Genomic DNA, 26,055 nt, shown 5'->3' with positions numbered 1-26,055 from the left:
CTAGAACTGCGGTTTCCGAGCAGGGAAAAGTTGCTCTACAAGTCTGCGTTGAACGCTTCCCTAGTTCACCGGCTTGCAGTGCTGCCTTGAAGCAAATACCGCGCCTTACATAACCCATCGTCAAGCAAGACATGTTCCGCTGCGCAGCGCATGTTGCAGAGCTAGGCCTTTGGCTCAATCGGTGCGTCGAGGTTTTTGAGCCGTCGCAGTCCAGGAGTGGGGCATCGGGCGGGAATAATAGTGAGAGTAAAATCCCGCTCCACCGGCTGTTGGAAAGGCAGTGGCGGGCAACCGTTGCAGAACATCCTCGGCCATGGATGGCCGAGGCAGCCTACACGGATGTATTCACGGCGGGTTCTGCAACGGTTGCCCGCCACTGCCACACTCGAAACCTGCCAAACCGAAGGCCAAAAAAATGCCCAGATCTCGCGATATGGGCATCTAATCAGGGTTTCAGTTCAGGTCTCAAAACCTGTGGGTTCGGTTCTTACTCTTGTAAAACTGGCGCGTCCCTGCGCCGATAGCGCGCGTTCAGTCGCGCTGGAACTCAGGGTAAGCTTCCATACCACACTCAGACAGATCCGTACCCTCGTACTCCTCTTCTTCCGAAACCCGAATGCCAATGATGGCTTTCAAAACGCCCCAGACAATCAGGCTGCAAACGAAGACCCAGACGAAGATGGTGGCTGCGCCGATCAACTGGCCGCTGAAGCTGACATCGCCGTTGGTGATTGGCACCAGCAGGAGGCCCAGCAGACCGCAGACGCCGTGCACCGAAATGGCGCCCACCGGATCATCGATCCTCAGCTTGTCGAGGGTGATGATCGAGAACACAACCAGCACGCCACCGATGGCGCCGAACATGGTCGCCTGCAGAGCACTTGGCGTAGAAGGTTCAGCTGTGATGGCAACCAGACCAGCCAGCGCACCGTTCAGCAGCATGGTGAGGTCGGCCTTGCCGAACAGGAGCCTTGCGGTAATGAGTGCTGTCACACCGCCACCGGCTGCTGCTGCGTTGGTGTTGAGGAAGACCATAGCGACAGCATTGGCATTGGAGATATCGCCAAGCTTCAGCACCGAGCCACCGTTGAAACCGAACCAGCCCATCCACAGGATGAAGGTACCCAGTGTAGCCAGTGGCAGGTTGGCACCAGGAAAGGCGTTGACCTGACCGTTCGGACCGTACTTGCCCTTACGAGCGCCCAGCAGGAGTACACCAGCGAGGGCAGCAGCGGCGCCAGCCATATGAACGATGCCTGAACCCGCGAAGTCTGAGAAGCCGAGGTCGCCCAGCGTGTACATGCCGAACACGGCATTGCCACCCCAGGTCCAGCTACCTTCCATTGGGTAGATGAAGCCGGTCATGACGACAGCGAACATCAGGAATGCCCACAGCTTCATGCGCTCGGCAACGGCGCCAGATACGATGGACATTGCAGTCGCCACAAAAACGACCTGGAAGAAGAAGTCAGATGCAGACGAGTAGACAGAAGCGCCTTCGAAGCCATCTTCACGCTCAGCAAAGCTCTTCAGTGCATCATCGACCAGGGTATCACCGCCAGCAATGCCTGACAGGAAGATGTCGCCGCCGTACATGATGGCGTAGCCACACACCATGTACATAACGCAGGAGATGGCATAGAGCGCCACGTTCTTGGTAAGAATTTCGGTCGTGTTCTTCGCCCGGACGAGGCCGGCTTCGAGCATCGCGAATCCGGCAGCCATCCACATGACCAACGCGCCGCAGACCAGGAAATAGAACGTGTCCATGGCGTACTGCAGGTGAAATAGATTATTTTCCATGAAGCCCTCCGATCGAGGCCAGTAGTAAGTTGGTAAACGTTAGATAGCGTCCGTGCCGGTCTCGCCGGTTCGAATTCTGATGATCTGCTGGAGCTCGACGACGAAGATCTTCCCGTCACCGATCTTGCCGGTATTTGCAGCCTTGCTGATCGATTCGAGGACCTGATCGAGCATGTCGCCCGCAATCGCGACTTCGATTTTAACCTTTGGCAGAAAATCCACGACGTACTCCGCGCCACGATAGAGCTCAGTGTGGCCCTTCTGACGTCCGAAGCCCTTGACCTCCGTGACCGTCACGCCCTGTACACCGATTTCCGAGAGTGCTTCGCGAACGTCATCGAGTTTGAAAGGTTTGATGATGGCAGTAACAAGTTTCATATCTGTCTCCTAATGCCGCCTAAACGCTGGTAATTGAGCCGGTTGCTAGCCTGCCGTTGAAAATGTCGACCCACTTTTAACGAGCGAGATGCACTTGCTAACCACGAAGCATGCCAGGCATTACAAATCGTTTAGATACATGGCGTTAGCGGTGCGAAATGAGACTTTTGACGATCGTAAGGGAGATGAGCTTTGCTTGACTGCACCGCGATGACGCGAAATAGTGCACCAAACGAGCCCGCGAGATGGGCGACGCACCAAAAGCGTGCGCCTCGTCCAGGCGGTTGTACCGGCGCCTAATACAGGAAGGACCAAAACAGGGTGAGCTTTGGTTCGAAAGGATCAAAAAATGAGCACTATTTAACGGAAATCGCCTACCACTAGTGTATGTGGGTGGTGTTACTATGGCACCGGGAAAACAGGATGGTCTTCGTTACACACAAACACCAAGATTTATCCTAATTTGAAATGGAAGAGGTACAGCTCAATGAAGTCTCCAGTGGATCTGCTTCAGGGTTTTCACGAAAATTTTGGCCAGTATGTGCCAGGCCTCGCGCGCAGTGCCCAGCAGGATGCGCAGATGCAACTCAAAACAGCGGTCAGCAGCATTCTTGACAAGCTGGATGTCGTGTCGCGTGAAGAGTTCGAAGCGCAGAAAGCCGTGCTCATTCGTACGCGTGAGCGGCTTGCCGCCCTCGAGAAGCGTCTGGACCAGGTTGAGGGCAAGCTGGTTAGCCAGTAAGCCATAAAGCGTTAGTTTGAATACGATGACCAGGACGGTCGTCTATTGCGGGGAGCGCTGTCGTGCTCCCCATCTCTCAAAATCACCAGGGACGGTGAAATGTCATTATCTGTTGTTTGTAGCAGGGCGCTCATCGGCGTCACTGCGCCTCTTGTTTATATCGAAACCCATATATCCAATGGTCTGCCTGCCCTCTCGATAGTCGGTCTGCCTGAGGCGGCGGTGCGTGAATCAAAAGATCGGGTTCGTAGTGCGTTGATCAACTCCGGCTTCGAGTTTCCCGCCCGGCGCATTACCATCAATATGGCACCGGCCGATCTGCCGAAGTGCGGGGGGCGCTTTGACCTGGCCATTGCGCTAAGCATCCTGGCTGCATCAAGACAATTGAGCGAGGCGGCAAAGCGTACCCTCGCCAACTGTGAAATTTTCGGGGAGCTTTCCCTCTCTGGTCAGATCAAGCCCGTCAGTGGATTATTGCCGGCAGCGCTAGCCAGTCATCAAGCCGGTCACCCATTGCTGACTGCTGCAGCCAAGATCGATTTGCTGGGCAATCTGGACGGCATCGAGGCTTTCGGATTCACTACCTTGCGCGATGTGACTGATTACCTGAACGATCCGACATCGATCCACCCTGCGCGGCCCTCACAGCACAGTTTGCCTGCCTCGGCGCAGCACCCAGCAACAGATGACATGGCAGATGTCAGAGGCCAGTTTCAGGCACGGCGGGCTCTCGAAATCGCTGCGGCCGGTCATCACCATTTGCTCATGAACGGGCCGCCCGGGTCTGGCAAGACCATGCTGGCCAGGCGAATACTGTCATTGCTACCGGATCTCAGCCGTCAACAGGCCTTCGAGACCGCTTCGATCTATTCGGTCAGCCAGAGCGATATCGGTCAGCCAGAAGCAGCGCTCACGCCAGGGGAAATGATTCTGACCTCTCGAAAGCCACCATTTCGAAGCCCGCATCATAGTGCCTCCGTTTCGGCCATTGTCGGCGGTGGTCGCTCACCTCAGCCTGGCGAAATCTCCCTTGCGAATCATGGCGTTCTGTTCCTAGATGAGTTGCCTGAGTTCTCCGGCCGCACCCTGGAAGCGCTGCGTCAGCCACTTGAGCAACACAGCATCAGTGTGACCCGCTCTCAGAGACAGGTCGCCTTTCCCGCTCGCTTCCTGCTTATCGGCGCAATGAATCCATGTCCTTGCGGCTACGATGGTCATACCGAGAAATCTTGCGCCTGTAGTGCGCTGCAGATCAGGAAGTACCGGGACCGTATCTCGGGTCCGATTCAGGATCGCTTCGACCTACAGATGACGCTCTCGCCGGTAAAGTTTGAGGAGCTGTCGGGTGCCCGCGGCGAGCCGAGCAGCGCGATAGCTGAGCGTGTGGCCAAAGCTCAGCAGCGACAGCATGCCAGGCAGGGCATCCTGAATGGCCTCATGAGTCCTGCAGATACGCAGCGCACCATCAGCCTCGGTGGCCCCCAGCAGACACTGCTGGAGCGAGCGGCACAGAAGCTCCACCTTTCTGCCCGTGCCTGGTACAAGATTCTCCGGGTCGCCCAGACCATTAGTGATCTGGCCGAGAGCCGGGAGATTCAGACGCCACATCTCATGGAGGCTATTGCTTACGCCGGCCGTGGCGAATCTGCCAGCCGGCTGTGACCCTTGCCTCAATGGCGCAGGAGACTGCGAGGGCGTCGATGTTGCGCCGGAGGCGCGATGTCGATCCACTCGGCCAGTGAAGGCTCGGTCATTCGTGGTATGGCGGCAAGGCCCAGCTTGATCAGGCGCTGGATGGAAAATACCAACTCGCTGATCTCGTTGAAGAACAGCTGCACATGCGCATCAGGGAGTTGTGCTTCGGAGCCCTTCGTGTGTGCGGTGGCGGTGAGTACTTCACTGGACCTGGCCCGGCTGAGCGACCGGCGACGCCTGACCGGGTAAGGACTCGGACGAGGCTGCAAACCGAACAGCTTGAGCGAGGGCTGGATCTGCTGCCAGTAGACGTCCAGCTCCTGCCAATGCCTTGCAAGGCGCTCCTGTTCGAGGGAGGCCGGCTCCTGCAGATCTGGTGACTGCTGCTCGAGCCTCTGCAGACTTTCGTCGAAGTACTTGTGAAGGTACTGCAGCTTGAGCGCGAGCGGTGAAGGATTGGCTGCGTTGGCGTTGGCGTCGGCTTCATTCATGGACTGCCTGGCCAACAAAAACGTGGCGATACCGCGAATTTCTGCGGCGGTCTCCATTAATTCAGGTAGCTGGTTCAGTGTGAGATAGGCCAGTCGTCGGTCAGGTTCCGATATCTGGTCGAATACACCGGCGTTATTATAGGTGCGCAACAGCAGTAACATCTGCTGAATCACATGCGTGTGCAGATCAAAGCTTTCCGAGGCACTGTCCTGGCGCCAGTGGTGAGACAGCGTATACCACTCATCGCAGAGCCGCTGCCATTCAGCTTCGGGGAATAGTTCGGAAATGAACTTCTTGAGCACCCGCAACTGATCGATGATCTGTGGGCGAATGGCATCTACACGAGTTTCAAAAAAGACATCGCCACCGAGTACGGCCAGTACCATACCCCGGTGTTGCTGTAGTAATGAAATCAGCTCTATGGCGTGCAGGCTGAGCTGCGCGCAGTGTTGTCGGTCTTTTTGTCGGGTAAAGGCCCGACGCAGATTCTGTTCTTCTAGGGTCATTTCCGAGCCTGTAGTCATGTGGCCAACTGGCGGCCCCTGCAGCGAACGTTGATGCTGCCGGATCGAGTGGTTTATACAAGGCAATATCGGGGCCATATCCCTGAACGACTCTGGATCACATGCACTGCCTGCATCGGGCACCTTCCAGGCCCATCGGCAGGACGTTAGGGATGTGAGCTTATGGTGCAGCGAATATGCCCGTTCCCGGAGCTGCACTCTTTGAGTGCGCTAGCCCTGAGACGGCAAAAGACCCTGATCGAACCACTGTTCTTTCCAATGTGGGACGCACTTTTGCTATCATTCCCGCCAATTACCCAATCGAAATGCACCCAGAGATGTAAGCCGAGTCGATGTCAGATCATCAGAAAACAGAGGGCGATCAGTCCGCCACGCAGGATTCCATGCGTCCTGAGAGTCCGGAGGCGGCTGCTCACCCCCGCCGTTTGAAGAGTTTCGTCATCCGTAGTGGCCGCAAGACTGCCGGGCAGCAGGCGGCGTACGATACGCTCTGGCCAAAACTCGGTCTGGACCCTGGAACACCTCTTCGTGATAGCCGTAGTCCTGGACGTGAGTCGGCGCCGTTGGTTATCGAGGTCGGCTTCGGTATGGGGCAGTCGCTGGCCGAGATGGCGCTGGCGGCACCGGAAACGGATTTTGTCGGCATCGAAGTGCATCCACCGGGGGTCGGCTCGCTCTGCCTGCAGATCCAGACGAGTGAGATCGGCAATATCAGAATCTATCAGCATGATGCGGTCGAGGTTTTCGAGGGCTGTGTAGACGATGCCTCAGTCGATCGCATTCAGGTGTACTTTCCTGACCCGTGGCACAAGAAGCGTCATCACAAGCGCCGCCTGATCCAGCCGGAGTTTACCGCAATGCTGGCCGCCAAGCTCAAGCCCGGCGGTCTGCTGCACCTTGCCACCGACTGGGAACACTACGCCCATCATATGTACGATGTCCTCGCCGCCGAACCGACGCTCGAAAATCTGGCAGAAGACAAGTTTGTGGAGCGGCCGGAATGGCGGCCAGAGACCAAATTCGAGCGACGCGGACAGAAGCTCGGCCACGGCGTCTATGACCTGTTGTTTCGGAAGCGCTGAAGCGGCTCGCTAGCGGCAGCCGCCGTCAATCGCTGAACTTGCCCACAACATCATTGAGAAAGCGCGCGCCGAGCGCGGTAGTCTGCAGACGGTCCCCATCGGCCCGCATCAGGCCTGCCTGCCTCAGCTGCGATAGCTGTGGCTCCAGCAGTCCAAGCTCGAGGCCCGTACGCTCGGTAAAGAGGGATTGAGCTACGCCATCTGTGAGACGCAGCGCATTCAGCATGAACTCGAAGGGCAAGCTCTCCTTCGTGATGGCTTCTTCCGCAGCCACGAATCCGGCCGCCGATGTTGCGATAAGTCCCTGCTGCCCATGCGCCCTTTTCAGATAGGACTCAGGTTGTCTGGTCTTGCGGTAACGTAGGAACTCACCGGCGGCAGGCGCGCTCAGCTTGCCGTGGGCGCCTGCGCCAATGGCTAGATAATCCCCAAACTCCCAGTAATTCCTGTTGTGCCGAGCGGCTTCTCCTGTACGGGCATAAGCTGATACTTCGTACTGCTGCAGCCCCGCATCGGCCAGCAAGGCCTGGCCTGCCAACTGAATATCCGCGATATCGTCATCTTCCGGCAGTGGTGGCGGATGGGAGAAAAAGTGGGTATTGGGCTCCAAGGTGAGCTGATACCACGATAGGTGGGATGCACCGCATTGCAGCGCCTGCTTCAGATCGGCTTCAGCGCCCTCGGCTGTCTGCTGTGGCAGGCCGAACATCAGGTCAATGTTGAAGCGTTCGAATCCGGCAGCGGCTACCGCGTCAATGGCATCCAGCGCCTGTCTGCCAGAGTGAACCCGGCCGAGCGCCGTCAGTTGCTCAGCCGCAAAGCTCTGCACGCCAATGGAGATTCTGTTGATGCCGGCGCCCCTGTAGCCCTTGAAATGGGCGGCGTCGACAGCGCCGGGATTGGCTTCAAGCGTGATTTCCGTCGCCTCTGACAGCGGCATGGCCTGGTTGATGCGCTCGAGTAGTCTGGCGTAGAAATCAGGCGGTAGCAGACTGGGCGTACCACCGCCTATAAAGATGGATTGCAGTGGTCGTGTACCACCGAACCGATCGAGGCGTTGGCGCTCCTCGGCCCAGTCGAGCAGCAGCGCGTCGAGATATGGATCGATCAGCGCCTGCAGATCATGCGTCTCGTGCGAATTGAAGTCGCAATAGGGGCACTTTCTGATGCACCAGGGCACGTGAACATACAGCGATAGCGGTGGGTGCAAGGTCTCAGAGCCCTGGCAGTTGCAGGGCTAGCAGGCGCAGGGCCTGGCCACGGTGACTCAGTGCGTTTTTCTGCCCAGGCGAGAGCTCGGCCGCCGTCTTCCCAAGGTCCGGTACGAAAAACACCGGATCATAACCAAATCCAGAGTCGCCGACGGGCGCATCGAGAATGCGGCCATGCCAGCGCCCGCAGGCAACCAGCGGCGCAGGATCGTCAGCATGGCGGAGCAGCGCGAGTGCGCAATAGAACGAGGCGTGACGCCGATTGCCATCGATCCCTTGCAGTTGATGCAGCAGCTCTTCGATATTGACGGCATCGACGGACTGGCCCTCAGCAGGCAAGCGCCCATGCATGCCTGCAAAGCGCGCAGAAAAAATACCCGGCGCCCCACTCAAGGCGTTCACGCAGAGGCCCGAGTCGTCGGCTAGCGCAGCGCCTTCGTGCCCTCGAGCACGCGCTTCAGCACAGGCATGTCGAGCCTTCAGGATGGCATTTTCGACAAAGGTCGAAGCCGGTTCTTCACAGGATTCGATACCCAGCTCGCTCTGGGCGACCAGATTGAATTCGCGGGAGGGCTTGGTCGTGACACCACTGAACAAGGTGGCGAACTCCTTGAGCTTTCCCTTGTTGCCACTGGCAATGATGATGTTCAAATGATGTGGTCTCAGTCTGCGTAGAGCGTCTGCTTGAAGGCGAATTCGAGCGGCGGTTGGTTGGGGTCACCTATGAATTCGATGGCGAAGGTCAACTCCTTTCCCGGGCTATACCAGAAATTCGCGATGCTGCTGGTAACCCCGCCCTCGGTCACCTGTTGAAATGGCAGTGGTCGCGCTTCGCCCTGCTCTGTTTTCACTGTACCCCGAACGAAGGAGCGGCGTGAAACGAGCTGCTCGTCAGCCTGTTTTTCCAGCACAGTAATATTGATGAAACCTGAGCCAACCGATCGGCTGATTTGATACATCCGTGCACTCTGCTCAGACAACACGCTGCCCGGCAGCGCTGCATAATGCACCTGAAAGTCGTCGAGCTCTATCTGCTGTTCTGCGGCCGCCGGCATGGCCGCCAGCCAGAACAAACCAAGCAATGCCCTGGGCAAAACGCAGAGCTGATTCATGACAGGCCTCATAAGCTAAGCGTCCTGACGGGTAATGTGATACAGCGCGATCTGCCCGAAGGCATTCGGCCAAAGGCGACTCAACCACTGCGCATTGTGCCTGTCATCCACCACTGAACGACGCAGTATCTTTATGCCCAGCTGCTCGCACAAGGCCTCGAAATCCTTGAAGGTACAGAGGTGAATATTGGGTGTGTCATACCAATGATACGGCAGCGTGCGCGATTCGGGCATACGGCCCTTGGTCCAGAGGTACCAGCGTAGCCGCCAGTAGCCAAAATTCGGAAAGGTCACAATGCCCTCGCGGCCAATACGCAGCATCTGCTCCAGCGTAATATCAGGCCGCTTCACCGCCTGCAGAGCCTGCGTCATCACCACAACGTCGAAGCTCTTGTCCTTGAACACGCTCAGGTCGTCGTAATCCAGGTCCTGTTCAATCACATTGACGCCGCGACGGATACAGCGACTGATGTTGGCGGGATCGATTTCCAGACCATAGCCAAAGCAGCCGCGGTGCTCGGCCAGGTAAGCCAGCAAGGTACCATCACCGCAACCAAGGTCGAGCACTGACGACCCATCGGCGAACCAGTCCACGATCAGGTCGAGGTCTTCCCTCAGCGCCCTGCGGGCCGACTGGTCGGATGGAAGCTTATCGCTTGCTGATGTCATGAGCGCTCCAGCTGTGCCGCGATTCGATTCATGAAGCCTGTGAACACATCAAAATAACGGTCGTCCGGGATCAGGAATGCATCGTGACCGTGCGGCGCATCGATACGGGCATAGCTCACGGCCTTTCGCGCGTCGACCAGGGCCTCGACAAGCTCCTCGGAGCGATCCGGAGCAAACCGCCAGTCGGTCGAAAACGATACGACCAGGAACCTGGCCTGCACCGGCTTGAGGGCCGCTGCCAGATCGTCATTACAGGCCTGAGCAGGATCGAAATAATCCAGGGCGCGTGTCATCAACAGGTAGGTGTTGGCGTCGAAATTCTCGGCAAAGCGCTCACCCTGGTATTGCAGGTAACTCTCGATCTCGAACTCGATATCCAGCGGGACATATTTCAGTTCATCACTACGCAAGGCTCGGCCGAACTTGTTGCCCAGCGAAACGTTCGACAGATAGGTGATATGGCCGAGCATTCTCGCAAGCATCAGCCCCTTGCGGGGAATCGTATCGAATTCTGCGTAGTGCCCACCGTGGAAATCAGGATCGCTGCTGATGGCTTTGCGCGCCACTTCATTGAAGGCGATGTTCTGCGCACTGAGCTTGGGTGCAGACGCGATCACGACCGCATACTGCACACGCGCCGGGAAGCTGATTGTCCATTGCAATGCCTGCATGCCGCCGAGGCTGCCACCCACGACGGCCGCCCAGGTACCGATGCCCAGGCGGTCCGCCAGGCGCGCCTGGGCCGCCACCCAGTCCGCCACGGTTATCGCCGGGAAGTCAGCGCCATAAGGTTTGCCCGTTGCTGGATTGATCGAGGTGGGCCCGGTCGAGCCTGCGCAACCGCCAAGATTGTTCAGGCAGACGACGAAGAACTTCGTGGTATCGATACACTTGCCCGGACCTATGCAGTTGTCCCACCAGCCCGGCTTGCGATCTGTCGGCGTGTGATAGCCTGCAGCATGATGATCACCGCTCAGGGCATGACAGATGAGCACGGCATTCGAGGCCGAGGCGTTCAGTTCGCCATAGGTCTCATACACGAGTTCAAAACGATCAAGCGTGCGGCCGCACTCCAGATTCAGAGGCGTTTCGAAGTGGGCAGTCTGCGGGGTGACCATGCCCACCGAATCGGCGGGCAGGGAGCTTGTCATAGGGTGTTCCAGGGGCCGGACGGTCAGCCCCGCAGTCTAACTGTGCTATCTGGACGACGCAACCGGCACCACTGACGGCAGACGGGTAACCACCGAGCGCAAGGCCTGCGGTGCCGGCCGTCGCAGCTTCTTCTCGATGCGCTCGAGGGCCTTCTGCTGATGCAGGAGGTCGGTCGACATGGCTTCGATACGCTCGATCTGATTGCGACCCACCGAGGCGCTCTGGGCGAGCTCCTTCAGGCGAGCGATCTGAGTTTCCAGCATCTGCTTCTGATCTGTTGTGTGCTGGAAGATTGGCAACAGGGCCTCGTGCGGCCAACGCGCAACCTCGTGGCGGATCTCGTCATACAGGCGTCTTGCCTCGGCAACGAGTGTTTGCAGGAAGCGCTTGATGAAGATGGTCTGCTCGGTCATCAGGCTCGATGGACTGCGCTTGAATGACTTCGCCTGCTCTCTCAGTGACTCAAGCGCCTTGATCTGCCGGTCCACCTTCAGATAGGCCGGTTTGAGATGACGGTTGCGAGCCTCCGTGGTGTAACGCTTGTAGATCGAGTCGATCATGCGCTGCGCCAGAATGGCTTCATACTTGAGATTCTTCAGGTCATCTTCAATGGAGGTATAGAAGTCATCGATGGCCGAGCCCATGCCAAAGGTGGTCCAGGCATTCATGAGCCGGATCCTGGTCTCGGTAACGTAAGCATCGAAGCGCTGCGGCTCGATCATCGAATTGAGTATCGCTGCCTGGCTCTTCATCAGCCTACGACTCGAGCGCAGTGTGAACAGCTGCTTGTAGTAGTAGTCGTAGTCTTCCTGCGTTTTCAATGACAAATCGCCGAGGAAGTCCTTGCTCACGGTGGAGGCACGGAACTTCTCCAGCCGGTCTTCCAGCATGTCGCGACGATCCCTGAGCACAGCCTGGCTGTTATGAATCATGCTGAGCACGTCCTGCATCACGCTGTCCTGAATGACCTGCTCACGGCGATTCAGTATCTGATCTGCCAGCAGGGTTTCAAGCTCGTCGATGCGACTCTTGGCCACGCGCTCTGCGTCATGCTGGGTCCGGCCAATCAGGGCCTGCTTGGCCGACATGGCCACAATGTGTGCGGGGTCCAGCTTGAGCTGCATTGCCGTCTTCTCGCGCACATTGTCGATGAAACGCCACGCGTGTTCGTCACCTTCAATGTCTTCGAGCAGCACGTCGATCTTGTTCAGAATGGCGTAACGACCAGCCTTGTGTTCGCTCTTGTTGATATGATCGTTCCACAGAGTCATATCGCTGGCAGTCACACCGGTGTCGGCAGCCAGGATGAACAGAATGGCATCGGCCTTGGGCAGCATGCTCACAGTCAGTTCGGGTTCTGAGCCCAGCGCATTGAGGCCGGGCGTATCCAGAATGCGCAGGCCCTGTTTGAGCAGCGGATTATCAAGACTGATCAGGGCGTGGCGCCATGCCGGGATAAGGGCATGACCATTCTTCTCAGGATCACGATCCAGTCCTTCAAGACTGAAGCCCAGTAGAACGGCCTGGGCAATCGGAACAGATTTCGTTTGCTTGAGTGGCTCGAGGCCAGCTTTCAGTGCATCTGGTGAAAGGCCATCAAGCGGAATGCAATGCCAGTGCTTCGATTGAAGCTTGAGCTCGGCGATGCCGACCTGTGACTCCCTGGTCTCGATAGGCAGCAGCCTGAGATACGAGCCTGCTTCATCGTAAAAGACTTCGGTGGGGCACATGGTGGTACGGCCGGCATGCGAAGGCAGCATGCGTTGACCAAATGAGGCGAAAAAAAGCGCATTGATCAGTTCGGTCTTGCCGCGGGAGAATTCGCCAGCCAGGGCAACGGTGACCTTGTCTTCACGTAGTACGGTGCTGCAATGGTCGAGACGGCCAATAATGTCTGCTGAGGCAAGGTCGTTACTTTCGAGCCAGCTGCGATAATGATGGATCTCGCGGATCATGGCCGCTTTCCAGGCGTGATACGCCTCGATTTGCTGACTTAAACCCTTATTGCTCCGGCCACCTGGAACTGCTGTAGATACTGCCATGGCCATGCTTCTCCTGCAACGAGCCTTTCGATGCATGAATTATAAGCAAGATACTGGTCAAGAAATGTCCGCAGTTGTAAACAATTGTCAAATCTCGACGGGCTTCTCAGGAAGTCCCGCCGATTTTTGACGCCAGGGGCGTCTAACGAAGCATCAGTGTGGCGCTATGATCGAGCATGATCGTGAGCGCATTGATGATGAGAAACACGACGATCGGGGAGAGGTCGAGACCGCCAAGACTGGGCAGGAGTCTGCGAATCGGCGCGAGTACCGGTTCGGTAAGCTGAACGAGCAGCATGGCACCCGGGTGCCGGCTACCTGGCGCGACCCAGCTAAGGATAATCACCGCTATAATCGCGACGAAGTAGATCTGCAGGGTCAATTGAAGCACCTTGATGATCGCCACGCCCAGCAGCGGTAGCAGCGGTGGGAAGCCCGCGCCCGCTGGTGAGGCCACCGTCAGAATAATCAGCAGCAGCACGATTTGCAGAATGAGCGCCAGCACGATTGCGGCCAGGTCGACACCGCCGAGCCCCGGAATAACCCGACGTAATGGCAGTATCAGCGGGTTCGTCGCCTTGACGATGAACTGCGTGATTGGGTTGTAGAAGTCTGCCCGCGACAGCTGAAGCAGGAAACGCAGAATCACCAGGGTGATGTAGAAGGAGCCGAGTATTTCCAGCGTCGATATCAGTATCTGACTAAACATGATGAGCTACAAATCTCCTGGAGGATGTCCTTCAATGGAACCGCAATCATACGGATTCTAAGGCCAAAGTGATTGATGGTGCTAATTTTTTGCCAGCGCCGGCCCCTCGCCAGCCAGGTACAGCGACTGATCACGCGCTGCCTCCATGGCGCGGCGAACGGTCGCGGTGAGCTCTTCAGACTGCAGCACGCGCACACCCTGTTCGGTCGTCCCACCTGGTGACATGACCTTGCGTTGCAATCCCGCGATCTCTTCAGCATGCGATACGGCACACAGCTTTGCGGCGCCTGCCACCGTAGCTTCAGCGAGCTGCCTGCTGACGTCCGGCTGAAGGCCCAGGCTCACACCTGCATCTGCCAGACCCTTGATGAACTCGAATACGTAGGCCGGCCCTGATCCAGAAAGTGCTGTGACGGCATGCAGTTGCGACTCATCCTCAACCCACACCGCAATGCCAAAGGCCTCAAAGATTTCCTGGGTGAGCGCCTTCTGGTCAGGCTTAACTGCAGCTGTAGCGAACAGTCCAGAGGCGCCCATGCCCACCTGAGCTGGCGTGTTCGGCATGCTGCGTACCAGTGGCAGCAGATCAGGATCCTGCTTCAGCCAACTGGAAATGGACTGGGTTGTCGTGCCCGCTGCAATCGAAATGACTATTGGCTGACGGTCGGCTGATGCCAGAAAGGGCGCAAGCTCCTGACATACCGATTGAAGAATCTGCGGCTTTACCCCGAGCACGATGGCATCACAATCTCGCAGGTACTCGAGATTGTCGGCAGAAGCGCTGATTCCAAGCTCATCGACGAGGCGCTTCGTTTCTGCTTCAGCGGGTGAACTGCACGAAAGCGATCCCGGCTTGAAGCCACTACTGACCAGGCCACGCAGCATGGCGCTGGCCATATTACCTGCGCCGATGAAATGAATTCGCTTGTCTTGCTGTGTCGACATCATGTGCCCTTGGTCAATGGTGGTTGGGTTTGCGAGCGCCGAAAATCGCCTGCCCGATTCGTACAATGGTCGCGCCCTGTGCGATGGCGACGCCCATATCGGCTGACATGCCCATAGAGAGTGTATCGATCTTGCTGGCCTGCGCCTGAAAGCCAGCCCTGCCGACATGCTCACGCACCTGCGCCAGCATGTCACGCAGCCGGCCGAAGGCCTCGGCTGAGCCAGTGTCATCGAGATCTGCCGCAGGAATGCACATCAATCCGCGCAGTGACAGTCCCGGCAAGGCAGCCACAGCTGCCGCCAGCTCATTGACTGCGTCCTGATCAGGTTGCAGTCCTGCCTTGCTGTCTTCCCGGCTGATATTGACCTGTAAACAGCAGTTCAAGGGCGGCAGGCCTTCAGGCCTCTGCTCCGATAGTCGTCGTGCAATCTTGAGACGATCCAGGGTATGGAACCAGTCGAAATGCGCAGCAACGTCACTCGTCTTGTTCGACTGCAACGGCCCTATGAAATGCCACACTGGCCGCACCCATTCGGGATCGCCTGCCAGCAACCGGTCAACCTCAGCCTTCTTCGCTATGGCTTCCTGCACATAGTTCTCACCAAAGTCACGCTGGCCGTGATGGATGGCCATGACAACGTCTTCGGCAGGCATGGTCTTGCTCACCGCCAGCAGCGTGACGGCGCTCTCAGGCCGCCCTGCTGCGACTGTTGAATTTCGTATCTGCGCCCTAACGGTCTGCAGCTTGTCTGCTATGCTCATTAGTGCATCGTAAGGGCGGTCAGAGCCGTCTGCAACGATTGAATTTCCAAGACTTGTCCAATATTGACCGCACCGTATCGAGGGATGCCATGGATATTACTGAATTGCTCGCGTTCTCCGCCAAACAGGGAGCCTCGGACCTCCACCTGTCTGCCGGACTGCCGCCGATGATTCGTGTCGATGGTGACGTACGACGCATCAACCTGCCAGCCCTCGAACATAAGGAAGTTCACGCGCTCATTTATGACATCATGAATGACAAACAGCGCAAGGACTTCGAAGAATTCCTCGAAACCGACTTCTCCTTCGAAGTGCCCGGCGTCGCGCGATTCCGTGTCAACGCCTTCAACCAGAACCGTGGTGCAGGTGCGGTGTTCCGGACCATTCCTTCGAAGGTCCTGAGTATGGACGACCTCGGGCTTGGTCAGGTTTTCAAAGACATCGCCAGTAAACCGCGCGGCCTGTGTCTGGTCACTGGGCCAACCGGTTCGGGCAAGAGTACGACCCTTGCGGCGATGATCGACTACGTCAACGACAATCGCTACGACCACATCCTCACCATCGAGGACCCGATCGAATTCGTTCACGAGAGCAAGAAATGCCTGGTGAACCAGCGCGAAGTGCACCGTGACACCCTGGGCTTCAGCGAGGCCCTGCGTTCAGCGCTGCGGGAAGACCCTGACATCATCCTCGTCGGCGAGATGCGTGACCTTGAAACCATCCGTCTCGCGCTGACTGCGGCGGAAACGGGTCACCTCGTGTTCGGCACACTGCACACCACCTCTGCGGCCAAGACCATTGACCGCGTGGTCGACGTGTTTCCCGCCGCAGAAAAATCAATGGTTCGATCGATGCTGTCTGAATCACTGCAGGCGGTCATTTCGCAGACGCTCATGAAGAAGGTTGGCGGTGGTCGTATCGCCGCCCACGAAATCATGATCGGCACCCCGGCGATTCGAAACCTGATCCGTGAGGACAAGGTCGCACAGATGTATTCGTCTATTCAGACCGGCGGCAACATCGGCATGCAGACGCTGGATCAATGCATGCAGGGCTTGCTGTCCAAGGGTCTTATCACTCGTGATCAGGCGCGTGAGAAAGCCAAGATTCCCGAGAACTTCTGATCGCAGCCGTCGTTTCTGTTGTCAAAACCTAGAGCCACTTTCTGAGTCACTGGTACTGTTATGGATTTCAACAAGCTTCTGAAGGTCATGGTTGAGAAGGGCGCGTCCGACCTGTTCATTACAGCCGGAGTGCCGCCCAGCATGAAGGTCAACGGCCGCATGCTGCCAATCACAAAGACTTCGCTTTCGCCCGAAGAAACCCGCGAGATCGTGTTCTCGATCATGTCGGACAAGCAGCAGTCCGATTTCGAAGCGCATCATGAGTGCAACTTCGCGATCAGTGCCCGGGGAATTGGCCGGTTCCGTGTGAGCGCGTTCTATCAGCGCAACCTCTGCGGCATGGTGTTGCGACGCATCGAAACCAATATCCCATCGGTCGACGATCTGAGGCTGCCAGAAACCATCAAGGAACTGGCTATGGCCAAGCGGGGACTCATCATCTTCGTGGGCGCGACCGGTACCGGTAAATCGACTTCGCTGGCAGCCATGATTGGCCACCGCAATGCGAACAGCAAAGGTCACATCATCTCCATCGAAGACCCGATCGAATTCATTCACCAGCACAGGGGCTGCATCGTTACGCAGCGTGAAGTAGGGCTTGATACTGAAAGCTTCGAAATGGCCTTGAAGAACACCCTGCGTCAGGCCCCCGACGTGATCATGATTGGCGAGGTGCGTAGTCCGGACACCATGGAGCATGCTGTCGTGTTTGCGGAAACCGGTCACCTCTGTCTGGCCACCTTGCACGCCAACAACGCCAACCAGGCGCTGGACCGTATCATCAACTTCTTTCCGTCCGAGCAGCACAATCAGGTGTGGATGGATCTCTCGCTCAACCTGAAGGCGATTATAGCGCAGCAGCTCGTACCGACGCCTGATGGCAAGGGACGACGTGCGATCATAGAAATTTTGATCAATACACCCTTGGTCTCTGATCTTATCCGCAAGGCCGAAGTACACAAGCTGAAAGAGCTGATGACCAAGTCCGGCGACGTAGGCATGCAGACCTTCGATCAGGCGCTGTATCAGGCTTACAGTGCTGGCGAGATTACCTACGAAGATGCGCTGGCTCATGCCGACTCAGCCAATGACCTCCGCCTGATGATAAAACTGGGCGCCAATAATAGCGTGGCGAATATCCAGGGTGGCGCTGGCAAGCTGTCACTCAGTGATGAGCAGGACTACCTGCCACGCTGAGTTCAGATAGCACAACGAAAAAAGGCGGCCCATTCCGGAGCCGCCTTTTTTATGTCTGTCATGAACGCTGGTAAAGCGTCAGATCTTGAACTGCCGCGCGATCTCGTCGAGCTGACGGGCCAACATGCCGAGGTCACCAGCAACCCTGCCGAGCTGGAGCGAGCGCTGCGAAGTCTCTTCGGTACGGTCGTGAATATCGGCAACGTTGCTGACGATTGAGCGGCTGATGTCCTGCTGATGATTGGTGGCTTCAGCAATCTCACCGTTCATGTTGTTGATCTTGGAGATGATCTCGGTAATCGCCAACAGGCTCTGACCGGCTGACTCGGCGGTAGAGACGCTCTCTGCCGCTTGCTGGCTACCCTTACGCATAACGGTAACAGCGTTCTGAGAGGCGGTCTGCAGCTGCTCGATGGTTCGGTTGATCTCTTCGGTCGACTCCTGCGTCTTCGAGGCCAGGCTGCGCACCTCGTCAGCGACGACCGCGAAGCCTCGTCCCTGCTCGCCAGCTCGCGCAGCTTCGATGGCCGCGTTCAGTGCGAGCAGGTTGGTCTGGTCGGCAATGCCGCGAATTACGTCGACCACGATGCTGACCTTTTCCGCATCTTTTTCCAGCTTGCGTATAACTTCAGATGCATCGGCCACATCGGCTGAAAGACGCTCGATGCTGCTGACGGTTTTCTTCACGACACCGTGGCCGTATTGCGCAGCCTTGTCGGCTTCTTCTGCCGCAGAGGCCGCGCCGCTGGCGTTGGTGACTACCGCAGAGACATTCAGGTTCATGTCCTCGACCGCCATCTTGGCTCTGTTAGAGCTGGCTGATTGCGATTCGACAGTCTTGTTCAGCTCAATCATGAGGTTGTTCAGATTGCCTGCGAGATCGTTCAAAGGCAGCGCCGAATCAACCACGCGTCTGATGACGCCCTGCAGCTTGTCCATGAAATTGTTGAACCAGAATACGAGATCACCGATCTCGTCTTTCGAAGGTGTTTTCAAGCGAACAGTGAGATCACCATTGTCCTGAGCAATCGATTTTAGCGAGGCGACTACGCCTACGATGTTGCGTCGAATGCCGGTGGCAATAGGGATCGAGATCGCAAACAGGATGGTGATCATCACCAGACCGATGATGATGCCGAGCTGGACCGCTGACTGCGCCGCTTTATCGGCCTCCTGCAGCGAGCCGGTAAACTGGGAGAACTGCTTTTCACGGAAATCTGCAAGATCGGAATCCAGCTTTTGCAGCTGGCGCGTCATGGCTTCACTACGATCACCAAGCGTGGAGAAATCGATATCGCCCGCCACGAGACCAGCAGTTATCTCACGAGCGCTTTTATAATAGTTGCGAAACTCGGCATCGAGCGACGTAACAGTGGCTACATCGGTGTCTGCTTGCGCAGCCAGTTGCTTGGCCTCCCGGAAATCCTCCTCCATTTCCTGCCGCATGCGATCAGCGACCAGGAGTGAATCGGAATCACCTGTAGAGACAGCAGATGCAAAAGTCTCCTTGATCCGGTCCACACGCACGATGGCCCGCTCTGAGAGCTGCAGGAGCGGGAACTGGACCTGCTGCACTGCCGCCAGACGGCTCGCATTCCCACTGGCCGTATCGAGGTTGAGCAAAAGATACACGATAAAGCCCAGAGACCCGATAACCGGGACCGTGAGAATTTTGTAGGCGATCGGTAATTTGTGATACCAGTTCATAAGTGATGCACTGCCAGATGAGTTCAGAGAGCAAAGGTGAGGTCTCCCTCAAATCTAGCAGAAAACCAGTAATTGACCACAAATTCGCCTATAGCGTCATTAATGCGCCGCCTCCCAATTATCAGCAATCCCCGCTTCGACGATGAGGGGCACTTTAAGCGACGCTGCACCAGACATCAGCCGCTTCACCGCATCACTCACAGTCGCCGCTGCAGCCTCCTCGACCTCGAGAACCAGCTCATCGTGAACCTGCATGACCATCCGCGCCTTGAAGGATTGAGCCTTTAGCCAGGGGTGAACCGTAAGCATCGCCCGTTTGATGATATCTGCGGCAGTTCCCTGCATCGGCGCGTTGATGGCGGTACGTTGGGCGCCCTCACGAATATTGCGATTGGTGGCGTGAATATCCGGAAGATACAGGCGCCGGCCGAAGAGCGTTTCAACATAGCCGTCACGGGCGGCCTGTTCACGAATGGTATCCATGAACTGCCGGACGCCGGGATAGCGCTTGAAATACATGTCGATGTAGGCCGCGGCTTCGGAGCGGTCGACCTGGATCTGACGGGCCAGGCCATGGGCAGACATGCCGTAGATCAGGCCAAAATTGATCGCTTTGGCCTTGCGCCGATGTTCCGACTCTACAGCGGCAATATCGATACCGAAAATCTCCGCAGCGGTAGCGGTGTGTACGTCCTTGCCCTCGTTGAAGGCCGCAATGAGCGTCTCATCTTCGGACAGATGGGCCATGATCCGTAACTCGATCTGTGAATAGTCGGCTGAGATCAGCTTCATGCCTTTTTCGGCAATGAAAGCCTTGCGAATTTCACGGCCGAGGACCGACTTGATCGGAATGTTCTGCAGGTTCGGGTCACTTGAAGACAGACGTCCCGTAGCCGCCACGGCTTGCTGGTAGCAGGTATGTATGCGTCCGCTACGGTGGTTGACGAGCAGTGGCAGCTTGTCGGTGTAGGTGGACTTCAGCTTGGCGAGCCCGCGATGCTCGAGGATCAAAGCTGGTAGCTCATGATTCTCTGCCAATTCCTGCAAAACAGCTTCGGCAGTCGAAGGCTGCCCTTTGGGTGTCTTCTTCAGCACCGGCAGCTTCATCTGATCATAGAGGATGGTCTGCAGCTGCTTTGGTGAGCCCAGATTGAACTTTTCGCCCACGAGCTCGCAGGTCTGCGTTTCGATCTCAGCCAGGCGCTCCGCAAGCTTCTGGCTCTGGATTCGTAGCTCATGACTGTTGATGAGACAGCCCGTGTGTTCGATATCGACAAGAATCGGTTCCAGTGGCAGCTCGATCTCACGATAGACCGAGTCCAGTGAGGGCGTCTGCGCCAGCAGCTGGCTCAGCAACAGATGCAGCCTGAGTGTCACATCGGCGTCTTCAGCGGCGTAAGGTGTGGCCTGTTCCAGCGCGACCTGATTGAAAGTCAGCTGCTTCGCACCCTTGCCCGCCACATCTTCAAATTTTGTCGTCTTGAGCTGTAGATAGTGCAGCGCCAGCGCGTCCATATTGTGACGGCTCGCCACCGAGTTCAGCACATAGGACGCCAGAATGGTGTCTTCGGCAACACCACGCAGAGTGATGCCACAGTTGAGCAGCACATGGGCGTCGTATTTGAGGTTATGCCCGAGCTTTCGCTGCTCGGGATCTTCCAGAATAGGCCGCATCAATTCGAGCACTTCGTCTCGGTCAAGCTGCTCCGGCGCATCCATGTAGTCGTGCTTCAATGGCACATAGCAGGCGATGCCAGGCTCGACACACAGGGAGAAGCCGACGATCTCAGCTTCCATGTAATTGAGGCTGTTGGTCTCGGTATCAAAAGAAAACAGCTCGGCGGCCCTGATCAGCTTCAACCAGCGATCCAGCGATTCTCTTGTCAGCACTGTCTCATATTGCGGCTCGATCGCCCTGAGCGGGGCCGCCAAAGCCGCAATGGCCTCGCTATTGATGCCGAGCTGCAGATCGGCCGGTGTCACCGTAGTGATGGAACCCGGACGAACAGGCGTCGAAGCGCTTCGCGCCACGGCTTCGCCCGGGTCTGTGAGTTCAGTCAGCCAGGCCTTGAAGTTGAACTGCTGATACAGCGCCTTCAGAGCGTCCACGTCCGGTTCGTGGGCCGCTATCTCGTGCAGCGGATGCGAGAGTTCGACATCGGTCTTGATCGTGGTCAGCTGTTTTGCCAGCGGCAACTGTTCCAGTGAATCTCGCAGGTACTCACCCACTTTGCCACTGATCTTGTCAGCGTTGGCGACCACACCATCCAGCGTCTCGTAAAGTTCAAGCCATTTGGCAGCTGTCTTCGGGCCGCACTTCGGCACGCCCGGGATATTGTCAGAGGTGTCCCCGACCAATGCGAGATAGTCGACGATCTGTTCTGGCCAGACGCCGAATTTTTCCTTGACGCCAGCCCTGTCCAGGCAGAGTTCAGTCATGGTATTCCGCAGTGTGACGTGCTCGGATACCAGCTGCGCAAGATCCTTGTCGCCGGTGGAGATGATGCATTCATGCTGCGATTCAGTAGCCTGTCGCGCAAGCGTACCAATAACATCGTCTGCCTCTACACCGCTCTCGATGATCAGCGGCAGACCCATGGCACGGATGATGTCGTGGATAGGTTTGATCTGCACACCAAGGTCTTCCGCCATTGGTGGCCGGTTTGCCTTATACTCTGCGTAGAGCTCGTTGCGAAAGGTATCGCCCTTGGCATCGAAGACCACGATAATGCAGCTTCCGGGGTACTCCTTCTGCAGTTTCTTGGTCATGCCGATCACGCCCTTGATGGCGCCGGTTGGATGACCCTCCGCATTGCTCAGGTTAGGCAATGCGTGAAAGGCGCGGAACAGGTAGGAGGAACCATCGACGAGGATGACGGGTGCCTGTGTTTGCTTGCTCATATCAGTCGGACCAGAAGCTGTTCGGGGTTCGGGGAAATCAACAGCGCGTCCTGGGGCAGACTTCGAAAAGCCCCTGGCGCAGCGTATCGGTAGAGCGTGGAGAAACGTGTGAAGCATATTAACAGCAAGCAGCCTGAGGGCGCAGCATTCGCCAGCGGATATTTCCCTGGTCATCGACTGAGCCTGCTGCAATCTGGTATGAGCAGAATGGTACAGCGGCTATTGATCGGCCTGGTGATGGCGGTGGCAACGCCTCATGCACTTGCAGAGATCGAGCCGGGCGCGGCTGCGCCACTGCCGGAAGATCCACAAACCGGGAAGGAGCTGACCGGAGAGCCTGAGATCGAGATCCGCTACGGCGAGAACGAAACGCGCTATGAATATCGCGTTAACGGCGAGCTCGTCCAGGTCAAGGTGCAGCCGAAAGTCGGGCCTGCCTATTACCTCATTCCAGGACAGGATGGTGCGCTGGTGCAGTCTGATGGCCCAAACCCGTCTTACCCGACCTGGCGCCTGTTTCAGTGGTAGGCAATCAAACGACGCAGACGGCCTGACCCATGGCTGCATTCACTGCGCTCGATGCTGATTCGCTGCAACCGATACTCGAACGGCTGTTTGTCGTGCCAGTCATCGAAGGGTTGCAACAGATCAGTGACGGTATTGAAAACAGTAACTATCTGGTAAGGATAACCGCCCGTGGCCTGAGAGGACGCATCATAAGCGGCTTGCCAGAGCTTGCGGGTATGTCCTGCTCGCAGCGTTCCGTTCGGCTCATCGTCACAATCGTGGAAATGCTTGAGCTTACTCAGCTCGAAAATGTCGTCGAGAAGCTGTCGCTCATGGCGAATGCCGGTCTGCCTGTGCCCGGGATGTTCGCCGACGAACTCGGGGAGAGTGTTTTCAGGCATGCGGGCAAGCCGCTGATGGTGGTGCCTATGCTCGAAGGGCGCGTGTTGCAGTCCGACGAAGTGCAGCCGGTGCACTGCTGGCAGACTGGTCAGTTCCTTGGTGCCTTGCACAGACTGACCGGGAGCGCCGGGAAGCCGGCACGGGTGGCGCGTGACTTCCGCTGGACGGTGGATGCCTTGGCCCGCTGCCAAACCTGGGCCAAACCTCAGCACAGGGCAGAGCTTGAACAGATTCACGCAAGACTGTCCGGTGTAGTCTCACAGGCCGAAGCCCTGCCAATGTGCTGGACTCACGGCGACCTCTTCATCGATAACGCACTTTTTCGCTACGACGCTAGCCCAACACGGCAACCACCGGACCGGCTAAGCGGTATCATTGATTTCTATCGTTCAGGGCCTGACAGCGCTGCAATGGATCTGGCCATCGCAGCCAACGACTGGTGCTGGTCAGGTACACAACTCGACCCTGAGCGTCTGGATGCCATTTTGGCCGGCTATGAAACAGAGCGCGTTCTAACGCCAGAGGAGAAGGCCCTCTGGCCCGAGCTACTGGGCTTCGCGAGTGCCCGCTTTTATGCTGCACGAATGTTGAGTCAACATACCGCAAGCTATCAGCGTGAGGCAGCAGAAGCGGATCCAGCCGCTGCTTCTGTTTTGAAAGATCCGGCTGCCATGCTCTTGCGGATGCGGGCGGCGCTGCATCAAACGTAAAACCCTGGTTCAACTATGGCTTGTAATTTCTGGCATTCTATTAGTATGAACATTCTAATTGTTATAAGTAGGATCAGCTCAAGATCATTGAACACACCAGCCTGATGTAGTTGGCCCAGTGATTTTAAGATCGCGAGCCAGATTGAGACGTTCTACGACTCGACTGGCCTGAAATGGCATAGCAGCACTTTCCGGTTTTTCTTCACGCCTGCGTGACTACCGGAATGAACTGCACCTCAGACATTAGAAACGGAGTTTTACAATGAGCAAGCTCAAGACATATCAGGAACAGGTTCAGGAAGCTGTCGAAAAAGCAGTAAAGACAATCGAAGAGCAGCATCGCGCAGTGATTGCCAAGCCTTTCGAGTACGCTGAGAAAATCGAAGCAGAAGCCCGAAGCTATTCAGTCAAGGACCTGCGTGCCAAGCACGACAAGGCGCTCGACTCACTGTACTCATCAGTTCTCGGCCTGAACACCAAGGTCAATGCGTTTGCACAGGACCTGATCGCCAAGTTCGAAACTTCCGAAAAAGAAGTTAAAGCTGATGCGAAGAAAGTAAGTGACAAGGCCCGGACCAGCGTCAAGCGCAACACCAAGGCTGCGACCCGCAAGGTTGAAGACGCAGTAGACGCGCTCTAGTGCTGAGCTTGCAGGCTGGTTGATTGCCAGTCTGCATGGCTTGCATTCGAAGCGAGCATGAAGAGCCGGGTTTTGCCCGGCTTTTTATTGACTCTGCAGAGTCTGCAGATATTGTAGTCGTGAAATAATGGCGACGAACTCTGCATTCACAGTAGTAGCCTGACGCTCAGCTTCCATGATCTCAGTTTCAAGGGTTCCGATGCTCTTCTGAGTGCGATCAATATCAATGAGTACGGCTTGGGGGATCTGTCTGCCGAGGCGTTCTATCTCGGCAGCCTTTGCTTCATACTGCAAGAGATCTTTGCTTAGTGAACTGAGGTGGTTCTTTTTGAACTGAATGAGCGCGTCCAGTTCCTGCAGGCGTCGATCCCTGGCCCGCTCGGCGTCTGCCGGCGTGCGATACAGCTGAAGTAATGCACGATCCTGCTCGCGTCGCTCGATCTGCTTTCGTCGGGCTTCTGCGGCTTCACGTTGCAGTCGCTCCTTCTCAGCTAGTTCATCCTCAGTGAGTGCCGGTGCGATCTCACGAATGACCCGGCCGCGAATATTGACGACCTGATAACCCTGCCGGGCCAGTTCCGGGGGGACGGAGCTGCCGAGCACGGTCATGCCGTTGGCGTCCTTGTAGCGATAGTAAACGACTTCAGCTTGCAACGGCGGCGCCAGCAGGCAGGTCAATATGACCAGTGTGAGCATCTGCCAGCGGCGCAAGGCAGCGCCAGCGGCGTACAACGGTGCTGTCATGGTGAGGTCGGAATCCTGGCCAGTTTGAATTGGTGTCAGATTCTGAGTGTAGTACAGGACAGTCAAAGCGGCCACGCCAGCGGATGGCGAAGCCTGCCGGCGCGGGTCAGGCGGCGCCGTAATTTGCCCTGTATGCCGCCACGGCATCGCGGTGCTCGCCCAGATCCGGATGCTCGTTGAGGTAGTCGAGAATTTGGGCAAGGGTAATGATAGGTGTGACGGGAATGCCGAATTCCTGAGTCACGGCAGCGATCGCTGAGAGGCGTTGCTTGCTGTCGGGGCCGGTTTCCTGGCGGTCAAGGGCAACCAGCACCCCAGCTGCTTCGGCGCCCGAATCACGAATGATGGTGATGGACTCACGGATGGCAGTACCGGCAGTGATGACATCGTCGACAATAAGAATCCGGCCCTTCAGAGGGGCACCGACGAGTACGCCGCCTTCTCCATGTGCTTTGGCCTCTTTCCTGTTGAAGGTCACTGGCAAATCGAGTCCGTGGTCGCGGTAAAGAGCCACGCCCATTGAAGTGGCCAGGGGGATGCCCTTATATGCAGGTCCGAAGAGTCCATCGAATTGCTGGCTGGAAACCTGCAGCGCTTTGGCGTAGAAACTTCCCAGCTGCGCCAGCGCGCCTGATGTGTTAAAAGCACCTGCGTTGAAAAAATACGGACTGATTCGGCCCGATTTCAGCGTGAAGCGCCCGAAGCGCAAGGCTTGGCAATGAATGGCAAATTCGATGAAGTTTTTCTGAAAATTATGCATATACTTGTAATTGAAGACGAATCTGAATAGAACTGATGAATAGA

At 56.9% G+C, this 26,055-nt stretch carries 24 protein-coding genes; 8 read left to right on the top strand and 16 right to left on the bottom strand.

The features are described 5' to 3' along the window. Positions 1 to 531: 531 nt before the first annotated feature. Positions 532 to 1,803, bottom strand: a complete 1,272-nt coding sequence (locus ACH3PB_RS16430) for an ammonium transporter (protein WP_416396521.1) — start codon at positions 1,801 to 1,803, stop codon at positions 532 to 534. Between the two features lie 39 nt (positions 1,804 to 1,842). Further along, positions 1,843 to 2,181 carry a P-II family nitrogen regulator gene (gene glnK / locus ACH3PB_RS16425; RefSeq protein WP_416396520.1) on the bottom strand — a complete coding sequence of 113 codons (339 nt, stop codon included), beginning with the start codon at positions 2,179 to 2,181 and terminating at the stop codon, positions 1,843 to 1,845. Positions 2,182 to 2,668: 487 nt separating this feature from the next. On the opposite strand from glnK, the gene ACH3PB_RS16420 reads away from it, so the two are divergent. Both ACH3PB_RS16420 and ACH3PB_RS16415 read left to right on the top strand, forming a co-directional pair. Then, positions 2,669 to 2,923 (top strand): accessory factor UbiK family protein, encoded by a 255-nt coding sequence (locus tag ACH3PB_RS16420; protein ID WP_416396519.1) that lies wholly within the window; start codon positions 2,669 to 2,671, stop codon positions 2,921 to 2,923. A 99-nt stretch (positions 2,924 to 3,022) separates the two neighbouring features. Next, positions 3,023 to 4,585, top strand: coding sequence for a YifB family Mg chelatase-like AAA ATPase (locus ACH3PB_RS16415; RefSeq protein WP_416396518.1), 1,563 nt, complete (start codon positions 3,023 to 3,025; stop codon positions 4,583 to 4,585). An 8-nt stretch (positions 4,586 to 4,593) separates the two neighbouring features. Here ACH3PB_RS16415 and ACH3PB_RS16410 read toward each other — a convergent pair whose 3' ends face one another. Then, entirely contained in the window at positions 4,594 to 5,616 is a 1,023-nt protein-coding gene (locus ACH3PB_RS16410; protein WP_416396517.1) for a hypothetical protein, read from the bottom strand. Positions 5,617 to 5,966: 350 nt separating this feature from the next. Here ACH3PB_RS16410 and trmB point away from each other — a divergent pair, with 350 nt between their 5' ends. Then, entirely contained in the window at positions 5,967 to 6,716 is a 750-nt protein-coding gene (gene trmB, locus ACH3PB_RS16405) for a tRNA (guanosine(46)-N7)-methyltransferase TrmB (protein ID WP_416396516.1), read from the top strand. A gap of 25 nt (positions 6,717 to 6,741) precedes the next feature. Here trmB and hemW read toward each other — a convergent pair whose 3' ends face one another. The 9 genes from hemW to ACH3PB_RS16360 all read right to left on the bottom strand — a co-directional run bounded on the left by hemW (position 6,742) and on the right by ACH3PB_RS16360 (position 15,319). Further along, positions 6,742 to 7,926 carry a radical SAM family heme chaperone HemW gene (gene hemW, locus ACH3PB_RS16400; protein ID WP_416396515.1) on the bottom strand — a complete coding sequence of 395 codons (1,185 nt, stop codon included), beginning with the start codon at positions 7,924 to 7,926 and terminating at the stop codon, positions 6,742 to 6,744. Positions 7,927 to 7,930: 4 nt separating this feature from the next. Next, the gene (gene rdgB / locus ACH3PB_RS16395; protein ID WP_416396514.1) at positions 7,931 to 8,578 is read right to left on the bottom strand and encodes an RdgB/HAM1 family non-canonical purine NTP pyrophosphatase; all 648 of its coding nucleotides are present in this window, start codon (positions 8,576 to 8,578) and stop codon (positions 7,931 to 7,933) included. An 11-nt stretch (positions 8,579 to 8,589) separates the two neighbouring features. Next, positions 8,590 to 9,039, bottom strand: a complete 450-nt coding sequence (locus ACH3PB_RS16390; RefSeq protein ID WP_416396513.1) for a DUF4426 domain-containing protein — start codon at positions 9,037 to 9,039, stop codon at positions 8,590 to 8,592. Positions 9,040 to 9,054: 15 nt separating this feature from the next. Next, positions 9,055 to 9,657, bottom strand: coding sequence for a methionine biosynthesis protein MetW (metW, locus tag ACH3PB_RS16385; RefSeq protein ID WP_416399478.1), 603 nt, complete (start codon positions 9,655 to 9,657; stop codon positions 9,055 to 9,057). 47 nt (positions 9,658 to 9,704) lie between these two features. Further along, a complete protein-coding gene (metX, locus tag ACH3PB_RS16380) occupies positions 9,705 to 10,859 on the bottom strand; it encodes a homoserine O-succinyltransferase MetX (RefSeq protein ID WP_416396512.1) in 1,155 nt (384 codons plus the stop codon). 45 nt (positions 10,860 to 10,904) lie between these two features. Beyond that, positions 10,905 to 12,902 (bottom strand): dynamin family protein, encoded by a 1,998-nt coding sequence (locus ACH3PB_RS16375; RefSeq protein ID WP_416396511.1) that lies wholly within the window; start codon positions 12,900 to 12,902, stop codon positions 10,905 to 10,907. Positions 12,903 to 13,044: 142 nt separating this feature from the next. Further along, the gene (locus ACH3PB_RS16370; RefSeq protein ID WP_416396510.1) at positions 13,045 to 13,611 is read right to left on the bottom strand and encodes a YggT family protein; all 567 of its coding nucleotides are present in this window, start codon (positions 13,609 to 13,611) and stop codon (positions 13,045 to 13,047) included. A gap of 81 nt (positions 13,612 to 13,692) precedes the next feature. After that, positions 13,693 to 14,556, bottom strand: a complete 864-nt coding sequence (gene proC, locus ACH3PB_RS16365; protein WP_416396509.1) for a pyrroline-5-carboxylate reductase — start codon at positions 14,554 to 14,556, stop codon at positions 13,693 to 13,695. 13 nt (positions 14,557 to 14,569) lie between these two features. Next, positions 14,570 to 15,319 (bottom strand): YggS family pyridoxal phosphate-dependent enzyme, encoded by a 750-nt coding sequence (locus ACH3PB_RS16360; RefSeq protein WP_416396508.1) that lies wholly within the window; start codon positions 15,317 to 15,319, stop codon positions 14,570 to 14,572. Positions 15,320 to 15,408: 89 nt separating this feature from the next. Here ACH3PB_RS16360 and ACH3PB_RS16355 point away from each other — a divergent pair, with 89 nt between their 5' ends. Beyond that, positions 15,409 to 16,443 carry a type IV pilus twitching motility protein PilT gene (locus tag ACH3PB_RS16355; RefSeq protein WP_416396507.1) on the top strand — a complete coding sequence of 345 codons (1,035 nt, stop codon included), beginning with the start codon at positions 15,409 to 15,411 and terminating at the stop codon, positions 16,441 to 16,443. Positions 16,444 to 16,503: 60 nt separating this feature from the next. Continuing rightward, the gene (locus tag ACH3PB_RS16350) at positions 16,504 to 17,640 is read left to right on the top strand and encodes a PilT/PilU family type 4a pilus ATPase (protein WP_416396506.1); all 1,137 of its coding nucleotides are present in this window, start codon (positions 16,504 to 16,506) and stop codon (positions 17,638 to 17,640) included. Positions 17,641 to 17,718: 78 nt separating this feature from the next. Here the strand turns inward: ACH3PB_RS16350 and ACH3PB_RS16345 are convergent, their stop codons facing one another. Then, positions 17,719 to 19,347, bottom strand: a complete 1,629-nt coding sequence (locus tag ACH3PB_RS16345) for a methyl-accepting chemotaxis protein (protein WP_416396505.1) — start codon at positions 19,345 to 19,347, stop codon at positions 17,719 to 17,721. A 99-nt stretch (positions 19,348 to 19,446) separates the two neighbouring features. Beyond that, positions 19,447 to 22,248, bottom strand: coding sequence for a DNA polymerase I (gene polA, locus ACH3PB_RS16340; RefSeq protein WP_416396504.1), 2,802 nt, complete (start codon positions 22,246 to 22,248; stop codon positions 19,447 to 19,449). Positions 22,249 to 22,356: 108 nt separating this feature from the next. On the opposite strand from polA, the gene ACH3PB_RS16335 reads away from it, so the two are divergent. From ACH3PB_RS16335 to ACH3PB_RS16325, 3 genes are all read left to right on the top strand, one after another. Next, positions 22,357 to 22,776 carry a DUF2782 domain-containing protein gene (locus ACH3PB_RS16335; RefSeq protein WP_416396503.1) on the top strand — a complete coding sequence of 140 codons (420 nt, stop codon included), beginning with the start codon at positions 22,357 to 22,359 and terminating at the stop codon, positions 22,774 to 22,776. Between the two features lie 29 nt (positions 22,777 to 22,805). Beyond that, positions 22,806 to 23,867 (top strand): phosphotransferase, encoded by a 1,062-nt coding sequence (locus ACH3PB_RS16330; RefSeq protein ID WP_416396502.1) that lies wholly within the window; start codon positions 22,806 to 22,808, stop codon positions 23,865 to 23,867. A 262-nt stretch (positions 23,868 to 24,129) separates the two neighbouring features. Beyond that, positions 24,130 to 24,507 (top strand): hypothetical protein, encoded by a 378-nt coding sequence (locus ACH3PB_RS16325; RefSeq protein WP_416396501.1) that lies wholly within the window; start codon positions 24,130 to 24,132, stop codon positions 24,505 to 24,507. 84 nt (positions 24,508 to 24,591) lie between these two features. Here the strand turns inward: ACH3PB_RS16325 and ACH3PB_RS16320 are convergent, their stop codons facing one another. Both ACH3PB_RS16320 and pyrE read right to left on the bottom strand, forming a co-directional pair. After that, positions 24,592 to 25,251: a DUF4124 domain-containing protein gene (locus ACH3PB_RS16320; RefSeq protein ID WP_416396500.1), complete on the bottom strand. Its 660-nt coding sequence runs from the start codon at positions 25,249 to 25,251 to the stop codon at positions 24,592 to 24,594. A 106-nt stretch (positions 25,252 to 25,357) separates the two neighbouring features. After that, on the bottom strand, positions 25,358 to 26,011 hold the full coding sequence (pyrE, locus tag ACH3PB_RS16315; RefSeq protein ID WP_416399477.1) for an orotate phosphoribosyltransferase: 654 nt from the start codon (positions 26,009 to 26,011) through the stop codon (positions 25,358 to 25,360). Between the last annotated feature and the right edge of the window lie 44 nt (positions 26,012 to 26,055).

The organism is Allohahella sp. A8 (assembly GCF_047946665.1).
Taxonomy (GTDB): domain Bacteria; phylum Pseudomonadota; class Gammaproteobacteria; order Pseudomonadales; family Oleiphilaceae; genus Allohahella.
The sequence above is the reverse complement of the archived record's forward strand: the minus strand, read 5'-3'. Positions and strand labels throughout refer to the sequence as shown.

Excerpts from the sequence above, each read along its gene's own strand:
- ACH3PB_RS16415 (WP_416396518.1), top strand. The coding sequence starts at position 3,023 with ATGTCATTATCTGTTGTTTGTAGCAGGGCGCTCATCGGCGTCACTGCG.
- ACH3PB_RS16390 (WP_416396513.1), bottom strand. The coding sequence starts at position 9,039 with ATGAATCAGCTCTGCGTTTTGCCCAGGGCATTGCTTGGTTTGTTCTGG.
- ACH3PB_RS16355 (WP_416396507.1), top strand. The coding sequence starts at position 15,409 with ATGGATATTACTGAATTGCTCGCGTTCTCCGCCAAACAGGGAGCCTCG.
- ACH3PB_RS16345 (WP_416396505.1), bottom strand. The coding sequence starts at position 19,347 with ATGAACTGGTATCACAAATTACCGATCGCCTACAAAATTCTCACGGTC.
- glnK (WP_416396520.1), bottom strand. The coding sequence starts at position 2,181 with ATGAAACTTGTTACTGCCATCATCAAACCTTTCAAACTCGATGACGTT.
- ACH3PB_RS16370 (WP_416396510.1), bottom strand. The coding sequence starts at position 13,611 with ATGTTTAGTCAGATACTGATATCGACGCTGGAAATACTCGGCTCCTTC.
- trmB (WP_416396516.1), top strand. The coding sequence starts at position 5,967 with ATGTCAGATCATCAGAAAACAGAGGGCGATCAGTCCGCCACGCAGGAT.
- ACH3PB_RS16330 (WP_416396502.1), top strand. The coding sequence starts at position 22,806 with ATGGCTGCATTCACTGCGCTCGATGCTGATTCGCTGCAACCGATACTC.
- metX (WP_416396512.1), bottom strand. The coding sequence starts at position 10,859 with ATGACAAGCTCCCTGCCCGCCGATTCGGTGGGCATGGTCACCCCGCAG.
- ACH3PB_RS16325 (WP_416396501.1), top strand. The coding sequence starts at position 24,130 with ATGAGCAAGCTCAAGACATATCAGGAACAGGTTCAGGAAGCTGTCGAA.
- ACH3PB_RS16430 (WP_416396521.1), bottom strand. The coding sequence starts at position 1,803 with ATGGAAAATAATCTATTTCACCTGCAGTACGCCATGGACACGTTCTAT.
- ACH3PB_RS16410 (WP_416396517.1), bottom strand. The coding sequence starts at position 5,616 with ATGACCCTAGAAGAACAGAATCTGCGTCGGGCCTTTACCCGACAAAAA.
- ACH3PB_RS16320 (WP_416396500.1), bottom strand. The coding sequence starts at position 25,251 with ATGACAGCACCGTTGTACGCCGCTGGCGCTGCCTTGCGCCGCTGGCAG.
- pyrE (WP_416399477.1), bottom strand. The coding sequence starts at position 26,011 with ATGCATAATTTTCAGAAAAACTTCATCGAATTTGCCATTCATTGCCAA.
- ACH3PB_RS16350 (WP_416396506.1), top strand. The coding sequence starts at position 16,504 with ATGGATTTCAACAAGCTTCTGAAGGTCATGGTTGAGAAGGGCGCGTCC.
- polA (WP_416396504.1), bottom strand. The coding sequence starts at position 22,248 with ATGAGCAAGCAAACACAGGCACCCGTCATCCTCGTCGATGGTTCCTCC.
- ACH3PB_RS16420 (WP_416396519.1), top strand. The coding sequence starts at position 2,669 with ATGAAGTCTCCAGTGGATCTGCTTCAGGGTTTTCACGAAAATTTTGGC.
- ACH3PB_RS16375 (WP_416396511.1), bottom strand. The coding sequence starts at position 12,902 with ATGGCAGTATCTACAGCAGTTCCAGGTGGCCGGAGCAATAAGGGTTTA.
- proC (WP_416396509.1), bottom strand. The coding sequence starts at position 14,556 with ATGTCGACACAGCAAGACAAGCGAATTCATTTCATCGGCGCAGGTAAT.
- ACH3PB_RS16360 (WP_416396508.1), bottom strand. The coding sequence starts at position 15,319 with ATGAGCATAGCAGACAAGCTGCAGACCGTTAGGGCGCAGATACGAAAT.